Below are 11,777 nucleotides of genomic sequence, written 5' to 3'. Positions count from 1 at the left end.
ACTCGCTACGCCTGTCCCGTCCCGCGCCGCCTGTCCCGTCTCGCGCCGCCTGTCCCGTCCCGCGCCGCCTGTCCCGTCTCGCGCCGTACGTCCCGCCGCCCCGTCGCCGCGCCGCACGTTCTCGTGCGCAGGTCGTCCCCGCGCAAGCCCCGTCCCCGCGCCGGCCCGTTGGGCGCGCGCTGCCGGTGACCGACGCTCGCGTATCCTCACCGTTCCCAGTAGGACCGCGTCGGGTTGTCGACAATCCCACCGCTGGCGCGAGCCCTGGCGTGGAAATATCGACAACCGACGCACAAGGCGGGTGGGCTGTGCGAAGGTGCCTGCCTCGTGTTGCCAGTCCCCGTAACGCCGCTACTTGCATCCCGCCTGTTGCGCACGCCCGGCTTGCGCGCCTGCTCGCGCTGCCTGTCGCCGCGCTGCCCATCGGCGTGCCGCCTGTTCCTCGCGCCGCCCGTCCCTGCCCCTGCGCATAGCCCTCGCCGTCCTCGCGGGTCGCCCGACGCACAAGGCGGACACGCGGGGTGCGGCGTCGGAGGGGTGGGCGAGGGCCTCGGGCGGGAGGCGGGCTCGGGTGGGGGCGGCTGCTGCGTTGGATCGGATGGGCGCGCCGTCGGGGGAGGGCGACGGGTTCCCGGGGTGGGCACGTCGAGCAATGCGGTGTCCGGTTGGCCCCGGTGACGGGCGACGCGTTGGCGGGTACGGGGCGCGCTCGTCGTGCTAATTGGCGGCCAGCAGTTGCAGGGTGTCGATCACCCGGTTGGAGAAGCCCCACTCGTTGTCGTACCAGGCGACCACCTTGACGTGCCGGCCGTCGACCCGGGTGAGCAGGCTGTCGAAGATCGCCGAGGCCGGCTGCCCGGTGATGTCGCTGGAGACGAGCGGATCCTCGGAGTAGTCGAGGATGCCCTTGAGCTTGCCGTCGGCCGCGGTTCGATAGGCCGCGAGGACATCGTCCCGGCTGACCTCGCGGGCCACGGTGGTGTTCAGCTCGACCAGCGAACCGACCGGCACCGGCACCCGGATCGAGTCGCCGGACAGCTTGCCGTTGAGGTTCGGCAGCACCAGGCCGATCGCCTTCGCGGCCCCGGTGGTGGTCGGCGCGATGTTGACGGCGGCCGCGCGGGCCCGGCGCGGGTCGCGGTGCGGGCCGTCCTGCAGGTTCTGCTCCTGGGTGTACGCGTGCACGGTGGTCATGAAGCCGTGCTCGATGCCGGCAAGATCATCAAGCACCGCGGCGAGCGGTGCCAGGGCGTTCGTGGTGCAGGACGCGTTCGAGATGATCACGTGCCGATCCGGGTCGTAGGCCTCGGTGTTGACGCCGTACGCCAGCGTCACGTCGGCGCCGGCCGACGGGGCGCCGACCAGCACCTTCCGGGCGCCGGCGTCGAGGTGGGCTCGGGCGGCGTCGGCCGCGGTGAACCGGCCGGTGACCTCGAGCACCAGCTCGACGCCCAGGTCGGCCCAGGGGAGCTTGCCGGGTTCGCGTTCGGCGAGCACCTGGATCCGCTGTCCGTCGACGATCAGGTCCGAGCCGTCCACCTCGACCGGGACGTCGAGGCGGCCGAGCGAGCTGTCGTACTTGAGCAGGTGGGCCAGGGCGTCCGGCGCGGTCAGGTCGTTGACGGCGACGACTTCGAGCTTGGTGTCTCGTTCGAGGAGGCCGCGGAGCGTGTTGCGGCCGATCCGGCCGAAGCCGTTGATGGCGATGCGTGTCATGAGCTCATGCTCTGCGCTCACGTACGGGCTCGAAAGTGGCTCGAACGACACCGTACGCAAGGATCGCGCCGGACCTTTCGCCAGCCATCGCAAGGATCTCGCCAATGAGGAGTCAGGCCGAGAACGTGTGCCGGTATTCGGTGGGGGACGTGCCGAGGATCCGGTGGAAGTGCAGCCTCAGGTTGGCGGCGGTGCCGAGGCCGACCCGGTGGGCGATCTGTTCGACGGTGAGGTCGCTGCGCTCCAGCAGCTCGCGGGCCAGGTCGACCCGCGCCCGGAGCACCCACTGCATCGGCGTATAGCCGGTGTCCTCGACGAACCGCCGGGAGAACGTCCGCGCCGACACCCGCGCGTTGCGGGCCAGCCGCTCCAGGGTCAGCGGCTCGGCGAGGTGCCCGAGCGCCCACTCGCGGGTGTCGGCGAACAGGTCGCCGAGCGGCTCGGGGACGCTCCGCGGCACGTACTGCGCCTGCCCGCCGCTCCGGTACGGCGCGGCGACTAGCCGCCGGGCGACGTCGTTGGACAGCCCGACCCCGTGGTCGCGCCGGACCAGGTGCAGGCAGAGGTCGATGCCGGACGCCGCCCCGGCCGAGGTGAGCACGGTGCCCTCGTCGACGAACAGCACGTTCTCATCCACCCGGATCCTGGAATGCCGCTCCTGCAGGGCCCTCGTGTAGTGCCAGTGCGTCGTCGCCCGCTTGCCGTCGAGCAGTCCGGTCCCGGCCAGGGCGAACGCGCCGGTCGAGATCGCGGCCAGCCGGGCGCCGCGGGCGTGGGCCGTCTTGAGGGCGTCGACGACGACGGCCGGCGGGTCGGTGTCGGCGGGCGTCCGGTAGCCCGGTACGAAGATCGTGTCGGCCCGGTCGAGCGCCGCGAGTCCCTCGGCCACGTGGTACGAGAGCCCGTCGCCGCCGGTCACCAGCCCGGGCGCCGCCCCGCACACCTGCACGTCGTACGGCATCGTCGGCCGGTTCGAGAACACCTGGGCCGGGATGCCGACATCGAGCGGCTTCGCGCCCTCGAGCACGAGCACGGCGATCTGGTGATTGCGGGTCCCACTCACGGTGCCCCAGTCTGGCGGATGGGTGAACTACCGGGCTACAGTTAGAGAACTATGAGTTCTCTAATCGAGTCGACGCCGGTCCTGGTCACCGGCAGCCTCGCCGAGGCCGGCACCTCGCTGGACGACCTCGGCGGCAAGGGTGCGAATCTCGGCCGGCTGGCGGCCGCGGGCTTCCCGGTGCCGGACGGCTTCGTGATCACGACGGCCGCCTACCACAGCCAGGTGGCCGGCCTCGACCTCACCGCCGAACCGGCCGACCTGCGCGCACGGATCGAGGCGGTGCCGATCGAGCCGGCCCTGGCCGACCGGATCCGGCAGGCCTACGACCGGCTCGGCGGCGGTCCGGTCGCCGTGCGCTCCAGCGCCACCGCCGAGGACCTGCCCGGCGCGGCCTTCGCCGGCCAGCAGGACACCTACCTCGACGTCGACCGGGACGACCTGCTCGGCGCGGTCGCCCGCTGCTGGGCGTCGCTGTGGACCGACCGAGCGGTCGCCTACCGGCGCCGGCTCGGCATCACACCCGACGAGGTCGCGATCGCCGTCGTCGTCCAGGCGATGGTGCCGGCCGAGCTGGCCGGGGTCATGTTCACCGCGGACCCGGTGACCGGCGACCGGGACCGGTTCATGATCGACGCCGTGTCGGGGCTCGGCGAGGCGCTGGTCTCCGGCGACGTGACGCCCGATCACTATCTGGTCGACCCGACCGGGGGCCGGCTCGAGTTCCGCTCCGGCGGCGACGGCGAACCGCTGCTCGATGCCGGCCGGCTGGCCCGGCTGGCCGAGTTGGGCGCCGCGGTCCGGGACCTGTTCGGCGGCCCGCAGGACCTGGAATGGGCGATCGCCGACGGCAAGATCCGGCTGCTCCAGGCCCGGCCGATGACGGCACTGCCGGAGCCCGTACGAGCCACCAGGGCGCAGCGGTTCGCGGTCTCCGTGGCCACCGAGTACTTCACCGAGCGGCCGTACCCGCTGGACAGCACCACCTGGCTGCCGTACGGGCCGGCCGGGATGATGCTCAATCTGATCAAGGCCCAGGGGCTCGACGTCGAGCTGGCCGACCTGCTGCCGGAGACCGACGGCGTGGTCGTCCAGTTCCGGCCGCCCACCCCGCGGCCCACGCCACGCCTGCTGATCGCCCTGCCTCAGTTGCTGATGCGGATGAACCGGTTCGACCCGCGGCGCTGGCGGCAGGATCCGCGGGTGTCGCAGTTCGAACGCCGGCTGGCCGACCTGGCCGGCGATCCGGCCGCGCTGAGCTGGCGGGACCTGCTGCGCCGGCCGCGGGATCTGTTCCGGGTGGCCGAGCTCGGCGAGTCGCTCCGGGCCGACTTCCTGCCCGGGATCGGGCTGGCGCTGCTCCGGCTTCGGTTCCGGCTCGCGCTGATCCGCGAGACCAAGCTGCTCGGCGCCCTGATGGCGGGGGCCGAGACCGTGACGTCGATCATGAACAGCAGGCTGGCCGATCTTGCCAGGTCGGTACGGCAACGGCCCGAGGCCGCCCGGCTGTTCGCGGACCTGAGCACCGCCGACCTGCTGGTACGGCTGCGCACCGACCCGGCCCTGGCCGACCTCGCCGCGGACTTCGAGCGGCTGCTCTCCGACTACGGCCACCGGGAGACCAGCAGCCCGGTGCTGGTCTCGCCGCCGACCTGGATCGACGCGCCGGAGGTGCCGCTCGGCATGCTCCAGGCGCTGGTCGCGAACCGATCCACCGCCGCACCGGCCAGCCGCAGTGCCGAGGCCGAACAGATCGTGTACGCCAAGCGCAGCCTGGCCGACCCGCGGCGGCGGGAGGCGATGCGCCGGGCGATCGAGGCCGCCCAGGCCGGGATGGCGTTTCGGGAGGACTCGCACGACCTGCTCACCCGGCCGGCGCCGGTGCTCCGGCGCTGCCTGCTGGAGATCGGCCGGCGACTGCACGAGGCCGGCGTGCTGCCGGAACCGTTCGACGTCTTCCACCTGCGGCTGGAGGAACTGGAGCGGCTCGACGAACCGTCCCGGCTGGCGGAGGCCGAGCGGGACCGGCTGGCCCGGCTGGTCCGGCAGCGGGCGATCAGCCGGGACCGGCTGGCCTCGGTGCCCATGATCAACCGCGGCGCTACGTTCGCCGCCGGTGCGGACGCCGGCGACGCGCTCGTCACCGGCATGCCGGCGGGCGCCGGGGTGGCCACCGGGCCGGCCCGGGTGATCACGACGCCGGCCGAGTTCGCGACCATGCGACCGGGCGAGGTGCTCGTCTGCCCGTACACGAATCCGTCCTGGACCCCGCTGTTCCAGAGCGCGGTCGCGGTGGTGGCCGACACCGGCGGCGTCGGCTCGCACGCTGCGATCGTGGCCCGCGAGTACGGCCTGCCGGCGGTCATGGGCACCGGCGACGGGACCCGGCGTTTGCGTACCGGGCAACGGATCCGGGTCGATGGGTCGACGGGCACGGTGACCGCGGCCGAGGACGGCGTGTGAGCGATCATCGGACAGAGCCGCGTCGGCGGGGTGATCAACTTCTGGCCGCGATCTACGACGCGGTGCTGGCCGAACTGACCCAGCACGGCTATGCGGCGGTGACCATGGAGACGGTGGCGCAGCGGGCCCGGACCGGGAAGGCGTCGCTCTACCGGCGCTGGCCGACCCGGGTCGAAATGATCATGGACACGATCTACTCCCGGCTGCCCGCCGACGATTCCATGATCGACACCGGGACGCTGCGGTCCGATCTGATCATGCTGTTCGAGCGGTTCGCCGGCGAGTTGAACGGTCCGGTCGGCGTCGCCCTGCGCGGGCTCTGGGCCGAGTCCCTCGACGACCCGGAGCAGCACGCCCGGGTCCGCGGGTATTCGCGGCACGGCGGGTTGCGGCTGCTCCGCTCGATCGTCGAGCGGGCCGCGGCCCGGGGTGAGATCGATCCGGCGGTGATCACCGACCAGCGGCTGGAGGCCGGTCCGGCGATCCTGCGCTACCGACTCCTGCTGGACGGCCGGCCGCTGGATGTGGCGGGCCTGGTGGACGAGGTGGTGCTGCCGCTGCTGGCCGGGCCGACGGTGCCGACCGGTCGGCCGGTCAGCGGAAGTCCGGCCCGGCCTTGATCGCGGTGCGCTCGGGCAGCGGCGTGTTGACTGCCGCCAGGCCGCGCTCGGTGGCCGACTTCACGTCCTCGATCGCCTTGTTCGCCTCCGCGATCGTCGCCTCCGGCGGCTTGATCTTGCGCACCGACGTGTAACCGATCAGCGCCAGGATCGCCGCGATCAGCAACAGCACGCCGGCGACGATCAGGAAACAGAGCGCGACGTGGATCCCGGTCAAGGCCCACAGGCCGAGCGCCGCCGCGACATAGAGCAGCGTCAGCGCGTTGATCACGAAATAGCCGGCCGCGCCGAACATCCCGGCGCCGATGCCGCCCCGCTTGGCCGACTCGGAGAGTTCTCGCTTGGCCAGTTCGACCTCGCCCTGGATCAGGACCTTGACGTCCTCGGTGATGCTCTTGACGATGTCGCCCACCGCTGGTTCTGCCATGATCTGCTGCTCCTCTCGTCTCTGCGGGAGCCTAACGGAACCACGCCCCAGGGTGTGTCGGACCAGCCGGGTTCACCCTCAGGAGTCGGCGCGCCGCCGTGCCGACGTACGCCGACGCAGGGAGACCGCGGCCAGGCCGGCGGCCAGCAAGGAACCGATCAGGACGGCGGCCTTGGCCAGTTCGGCCATGGCCTTGTCGTCACCGAAGGCGAGATCGGAGATCAACAGCGACACGGTGAAGCCGACGCCGGCCAAGATCGACACCGAGAACACCTCGGACCACTTCAGGTCCGGCGCCAGCTCGGCCCGGGTGAACCGGGCCGTGAGCGCGGCGCCGCCGAACACGCCGAAGGCCTTGCCGATCACCAGTCCGGCCACGATGCCGATCACCGCCGGCTCGCTGATCATGGTCCGCAGTACGTCGGGGGACAGCGCGACACCGGCCGAGAACAGCGCGAACAGCGGCACCGCGACCCCGGCCGACACCGGCCGCCACAGATGCTCCCAGCGATCCACCGGGGTGCCCGCGTCGCCGGCCAGGTCGTCCTCGCGTTCCCGGGCCCGGGTCAGCAGGCCCAGCAGGACCCCGCTGATCGTGGCGTGGATCCCGCTGGACAGGGTGAGCCACCAGCACAACAGACCGAGTGGCAGATAGAAGTACCAGCCGCGAATCCGACGCCATTGCAGCAGCGCCCACAGCCCCGCGCAGCCGGCGACGCCGAGCAGCCACAGCGGCTGCACCTCGGCGGTGAACGCGATCGCGATCACCAGGATCGCACCAAGATCATCGACGATCGCCAAGGTCAGCAAGAACGCGCGCAGGCTGGCCGGCAGACCGGGGGCGACCACCGCGAGGATGGCCAGCGCGAAGGCGATGTCCGTGGCCATCGGGATCGCCCAACCCTCCAGCCGACCGCCGGGCGCAATGACGTTCACAGCCAGGTAGACCGACGCGGGCAGGGCCATGCCGCACAGCGCGGCGACGATCGGCACCAGGGCGTTCGCCGGCTGCGACAGCGAGCCGACCGTGAACTCCCGCTTCAGTTCCAGCCCGGCCACGAAGAAGAAGATCGTCAACAGCCCGTCGGCCGCCCAGTGATGCAGGTCGAGCGGCCCGAGCTGGAGATGCAGGACGTCCTGATAGCTCGCCTGGGCGAGGTTCGCCCAGATCAGTGCGGCCGCGGCCGCGACCAGGATCAACACCCCGCCGGCCGTCTCCTGCCGCAGGACATCGGCGACCGACCGCGCATCGGCGTCGCTGGTGCGCCCGAACAGCACGATGCGTTGACGTCGAGCGATCACAGGCAACTCCCGGGGTCGATGGCAGAACTGCCGACCAGACTTCCCGGCACACCTGGCTCCCACCCTAGATGACAGGAGCGGGAGCCACGAATCGTCGTGGCTCCCGCTCCGTCCGGCGTCGTTCCCGGTGATCAATCCTCGCTGGGCGCGGTGGCCAGGTTGGACTTGATCAAGTCCATCACCGTCGAGTCGGTCAGCGTGGTGACGTCACCGAGCTCACGGTTCTCAGCGATGTCGCGCAGCAGCCGCCGCATGATCTTGCCGGACCGGGTCTTCGGCAGTTCCTCGACGACCATGATCTGCCGCGGCTTGGCGATCGGGCCGATCTCCTTGGCCACGTGGTTGCGCAGCTCGGTGACCTGATCCGCGCCGCCGTTCGTGGCGTCGCCGCGCAAGATCACGAACGCGACGATCGCCTGGCCGGTGGTGGCGTCGGTGGCGCCGACGACCGCCGCCTCGGCCACGCTCGGATGCGATACCAGGGCCGATTCGATCTCGGTGGTGGAGAGCCGGTGGCCGGACACGTTCATCACGTCGTCCACCCGGCCGAGCAGCCACAGGTCGCCGTCCTCGTCCTTCTTGGCCCCGTCGCCGGCGAAGTAGCGGCCTTCGAAGCGCGACCAGTACGTGTCCACGTACCGTTGATCATCGCCCCAGAGGGTGCGCAGCATGGCCGGCCACGGCTTGGTGATCACCAGGTAGCCGCCCTCGCCGTTCTGCACCGGGATGCCCTCGTCGTTGACCACGTCGACGCTGACCCCGGGCACCGCCTTCATGGCGGCGCCGGGCTTGCCGCTGGTCACGCCGGGCATCGGCGAGATCATGTGCATGCCGGTCTCGGTCTGCCACCAGGTGTCGACCACCGGCGTCTTGTCGCCGCCGATGTGCTCCCGGTACCAGACGTACGCCTCCGGGTTGATCGGCTCGCCGACCGACCCGAGCACGCGCAGCGAGGACAGGTCGAACTTCGCCGGGATGTCGGCGCCCCACTTCATGAACGTGCGGATCGCCGTCGGCGCGCAGTAGAGGATGGTCGCCTGGTACTTCTGGACGATCTCCCACCAGCGGCCCTTGTGCGGCGTGTCCGGCGTGCCCTCGTACAAGATCGACGTGGTGGCATTGGAGAGCGGCCCGTACACGATGTAGGAGTGGCCGGTCACCCAGCCGATGTCGGCCGCCGTCCAGTAGATGTCGGTCTCCGGCTTGAGATCGAAGGTCGCCCATTGCGTGTACGAGCAGCCGACCAGGTAGCCGCCGGTGGTGTGCAGGATGCCCTTCGGCTTCCCGGTGCTGCCGGACGTGTACATGATGTAGAGCGGATGCTCGGCCGGGAACGCCTCCGGCGTGTGCTCCTCGGACTGCTTGCCGACGATGTCGTCCCACCAGACGTCGCGGCCGTCCGCCATCGCGGTCTCCTGGCCGGTCCGCTTGATCACGACGACCGACCGGACCTCCGGGCACGACTTCAGCGCCTCGTCCACCGCGGGCTTCAGCGGCGACGGCGCGCCCCGGCGGTAGCCGCCGTCGGCCGTGATCACGACCTCGACGCCGCAGTCCTGGATCCGCGACGCCAGCGCGTCGGCGGAGAAGCCGCCGAAGACGACCGTGTGCGGCGCGCCGATCCGGGCGCAGGCCAGCATCGCGAACACCGTCTCCGGGATCATCGGCAGGTAGAGCGCGACCCGGTCACCGGCCTTGACGCCCAGTTCGAGCAGCGCGTTGGCCGCCTTCTTCACCTCGGTCGTCAGTTCCGCGTACGTGATCGTGCGGGTGTCACCCGGCTCGCCCTCGAAGTGGAACGCGACCCGGTCGCCGAGGCCGGCCTCGACGTGCCGGTCGCAGCAGTTGTAGGCAGCGTTCAGGGTGCCGTCGGCGAACCACTTCGCGAACGGCGGGTTGCTCCAGTCCAGCACCTGGGTCGGCTCCTGCGCCCAGCTGATCCGCTTCGCCTGCTCGGCCCAGAATCCCTCGCCCTCGGCCTCGGCCGCGGCGTAGGTCTCGACCGTCACGTTGGCGGCGGCGGCAAGCTCGTCCGGCGGCGGGAATCGGCGGTCCTCGTGCAGCAGGTTCGACAGCGCCTCACTCTGTTGCGGCTCACTCACGTGTGGCTCACTCTCCTCATTGATGCTCCGGCCGGCACCAGCCTAATGTCGCATGCCCTACTCGTGAATTCGGTACGGACCCAAATTGGAATCAGTGCTGGTTGAAAGTAGTCGGGGTTCGAGGTTCGCCATACTCGCGTATGGTGTAAGTATGGCCATGAAGAAGGTGACGGTGACGCTTCCCGAGGACCTCGTCGCCGCCCTTGGCGATGCAGCCCGGGACGAAGGCATCCCGCTGTCGAGGCTAATCGCCGGCGCAGCCGAGGACGAGCTTCGACGTCGAACCGGTCGAAAGCTCCTGGCCTCCTGGCAGGAAGAGCACGGAGCCTTCACTGCCGAGGAACTCGCCGCGGCACGAGCCGAGATGGCCGCCGCGGACGCGCAACTGCTGGCGTCCTCGGACCCGTCGGCTGCGTGAGCGTTCCGTACGTCTACGACGTGGGAGTGCTGCTCGCGATCGAGGCGAACGACCGGCGGATGTGGGCGATCCATCACCTGGCGCTGGAGGACGGGCGACGTCTGATCGTGCCGGCGGTCGTTGTGGCCCAGGCCTGGCGTGACGCTCGCCGGCAGGTGCAACTCGGGCGCTTTCTGCGTAGCTGTGAGGAGGTCGCGATCGGCCCAGAAGTAGGCCGGGCGGCCGGTGCGTTGTGCGGTAAGGCCGGCACCAGGGATGTGGTGGATGCCTGCGTCATCGTCGTGGCCCTGGCGCGCGGCGCGATCGTGTTCACCAGCGATCGAGGCGACCTCACTCACCTGGCGGAGGCGTCCGGGATCAAGCCCGGGCTGGTCATCCGACAGGTGTGACGCGGGCCCTATAGTGACCATGTGATCGGTCACATCGGTTGTCCGGGGTATCGGTGACCGCCTCGGGTCAGCGTGAGCAGCCGGCCAGCATTCGCGATGTGGCCCGGCTGGCCGGGGTGTCCCACCAGACCGTCTCCCGGGTGATCAACAATCATCCCAGCCTCCGGCCGGAGACCCGGCGCAAGGTCGAGGAGGCGATCGAGCAGCTGCACTACCGGCCGAACCGGATCGCCCGGGCGCTCGGCACCCGCCGCTCGGGGACGATCGGGGTGGTCGCCTCGCAGCGCACCCAGTACGGGCCGGGCGCGGCGGTGGTCGGCATCGAGGAGGCGGCCCGCCGGATCGGCTACCTGGTCAACACGACGAACCTGATCAGCGCCGATCCCGAGGAGATCCGGGCCGCGCTGACCGCGCAGGCCGACTACCGGGTGGACGGGATCGTCATCATCGCGCCGCAGCAACGGGTCCTGCACGCGCTGGACGAACTGGCCCTCGATCTGCCGTACGTGCTGCTGCACTCGCGTTCCAACGACGATCCGCATGAGGTGTTCGTCGACCAGCTGGCCGGCGCCCGGGCGGCGACCCGGCACCTGATCGAGCTCGGCCACCGCGACATCTACCACCTGGCCGGCCCGCAGGAGTGGCTCGAGGCGGATGCCCGGATGCAGGGCTTCCTGCTCGAACTCTCCGACGCCGACCTGTCCGCGACCGCGCCGATCCTCGGCGACTGGACCGCGGACTTCGGGTACCGGGCCGGTGAGCAGCTGGCCTGGCAGGGCGACCTGACCGCGGTTTTCGCGTCCAACGACCAGATGGCCCTCGGCGTGATCCACGCCTTCCGCGACGCCGGCTGGGACGTGCCCGGCGACGTCAGCGTGGTCGGCTTCGATGACGTACCGGAGGCTCGGCACTTCTGGCCCCCGCTGACCACTGTCCGGCAGGATTTCGCCGAACTCGGCCGCCGCTGCGTCGCCCGCCTGCTCAGCCAGCCCGCGGCCGCGCCCTCGACCGTGTCCGGCGAGAGCCTGATCCCGCACCTGATCGTCCGAAACTCCACCGCCCCACCCCCCACCACCCCCCGCTGACCAGTCACCAAAGCAGCGCTTTTAGCGGCGTGTCGCTGCACTTGTGACCGGTCGATCGGAGCTCGGGGTCGAGTGCGGAGCCTGCTGTTTGGGCCCGGGTGGCCGGGTTTCGGACACGTTTGGGTTGCGTACGGTCCCGGATCGCTTGACTCCTCAACGTCCCAGGAGTAAGCATGTGACCGGTCACATTTCGAC

Annotated in this window: 10 protein-coding genes; 5 read left to right on the top strand and 5 right to left on the bottom strand. The window is 70.8% G+C overall.

The annotated features are described in order from the left end of the window. Positions 1–717 precede the first annotated feature (717 nt). Both gap and BKA15_RS36875 read right to left on the bottom strand, forming a co-directional pair. Positions 718–1,716 carry a type I glyceraldehyde-3-phosphate dehydrogenase gene (gene gap, locus BKA15_RS14665; protein ID WP_179751935.1) on the bottom strand — a complete coding sequence of 333 codons (999 nt, stop codon included), beginning with the start codon at positions 1,714–1,716 and terminating at the stop codon, positions 718–720. Positions 1,717–1,828: 112 nt separating this feature from the next. Beyond that, positions 1,829–2,779, bottom strand: coding sequence for a GlxA family transcriptional regulator (locus BKA15_RS36875; protein ID WP_179751933.1), 951 nt, complete (start codon positions 2,777–2,779; stop codon positions 1,829–1,831). A 51-nt stretch (positions 2,780–2,830) separates the two neighbouring features. Here BKA15_RS36875 and BKA15_RS14655 point away from each other — a divergent pair, with 51 nt between their 5' ends. Both BKA15_RS14655 and BKA15_RS14650 read left to right on the top strand, forming a co-directional pair. Next, positions 2,831–5,239 (top strand): PEP/pyruvate-binding domain-containing protein, encoded by a 2,409-nt coding sequence (locus BKA15_RS14655; RefSeq protein WP_179751931.1) that lies wholly within the window; start codon positions 2,831–2,833, stop codon positions 5,237–5,239. Continuing rightward, a complete protein-coding gene (locus BKA15_RS14650; protein ID WP_179751929.1) occupies positions 5,236–5,859 on the top strand; it encodes a TetR/AcrR family transcriptional regulator in 624 nt (207 codons plus the stop codon). Before BKA15_RS14655 ends, BKA15_RS14650 begins: the two co-directional genes overlap by 4 nt. Here the strand turns inward: BKA15_RS14650 and BKA15_RS14645 are convergent. The 3 genes from BKA15_RS14645 to acs all read right to left on the bottom strand — a co-directional run bounded on the left by BKA15_RS14645 (position 5,834) and on the right by acs (position 9,690). Continuing rightward, positions 5,834–6,286 carry a phage holin family protein gene (locus tag BKA15_RS14645; RefSeq protein ID WP_179751927.1) on the bottom strand — a complete coding sequence of 151 codons (453 nt, stop codon included), beginning with the start codon at positions 6,284–6,286 and terminating at the stop codon, positions 5,834–5,836. The two genes, BKA15_RS14650 and BKA15_RS14645, sit on opposite strands and share 26 nt — an antisense overlap. A 78-nt stretch (positions 6,287–6,364) precedes the next feature. Then, complete coding sequence (gene nhaA, locus BKA15_RS14640; RefSeq protein ID WP_179751925.1) at positions 6,365–7,588, bottom strand: Na+/H+ antiporter NhaA; 1,224 nt, start codon at positions 7,586–7,588, stop codon at positions 6,365–6,367. A gap of 131 nt (positions 7,589–7,719) precedes the next feature. Continuing rightward, on the bottom strand, positions 7,720–9,690 hold the full coding sequence (gene acs, locus BKA15_RS14635; protein ID WP_179751923.1) for an acetate--CoA ligase: 1,971 nt from the start codon (positions 9,688–9,690) through the stop codon (positions 7,720–7,722). Positions 9,691–9,841: 151 nt separating this feature from the next. Between acs and BKA15_RS14630 the strand changes: the two genes are divergently transcribed. Genes BKA15_RS14630 through BKA15_RS14620 form a run of 3 tightly spaced genes read left to right on the top strand, consistent with a single transcriptional unit; the run spans position 9,842 to position 11,582 of the window. Further along, positions 9,842–10,108, top strand: a complete 267-nt coding sequence (locus BKA15_RS14630; protein ID WP_179751921.1) for a ribbon-helix-helix domain-containing protein — start codon at positions 9,842–9,844, stop codon at positions 10,106–10,108. Continuing rightward, positions 10,105–10,497, top strand: coding sequence for a type II toxin-antitoxin system VapC family toxin (locus tag BKA15_RS14625; protein WP_179751919.1), 393 nt, complete (start codon positions 10,105–10,107; stop codon positions 10,495–10,497). Before BKA15_RS14630 ends, BKA15_RS14625 begins: the two co-directional genes overlap by 4 nt. 53 nt (positions 10,498–10,550) lie before the next feature. After that, the gene (locus BKA15_RS14620; protein WP_218871328.1) at positions 10,551–11,582 is read left to right on the top strand and encodes a LacI family DNA-binding transcriptional regulator; all 1,032 of its coding nucleotides are present in this window, start codon (positions 10,551–10,553) and stop codon (positions 11,580–11,582) included. Positions 11,583–11,777: the final 195 nt, after the last annotated feature.

The organism is Microlunatus parietis (assembly GCF_013407955.1).
Classification (GTDB): domain Bacteria; phylum Actinomycetota; class Actinomycetes; order Propionibacteriales; family Propionibacteriaceae; genus Microlunatus; species Microlunatus parietis.
The sequence above is the reverse complement of the archived record's forward strand: the minus strand, read 5'-3'. Positions and strand labels throughout refer to the sequence as shown.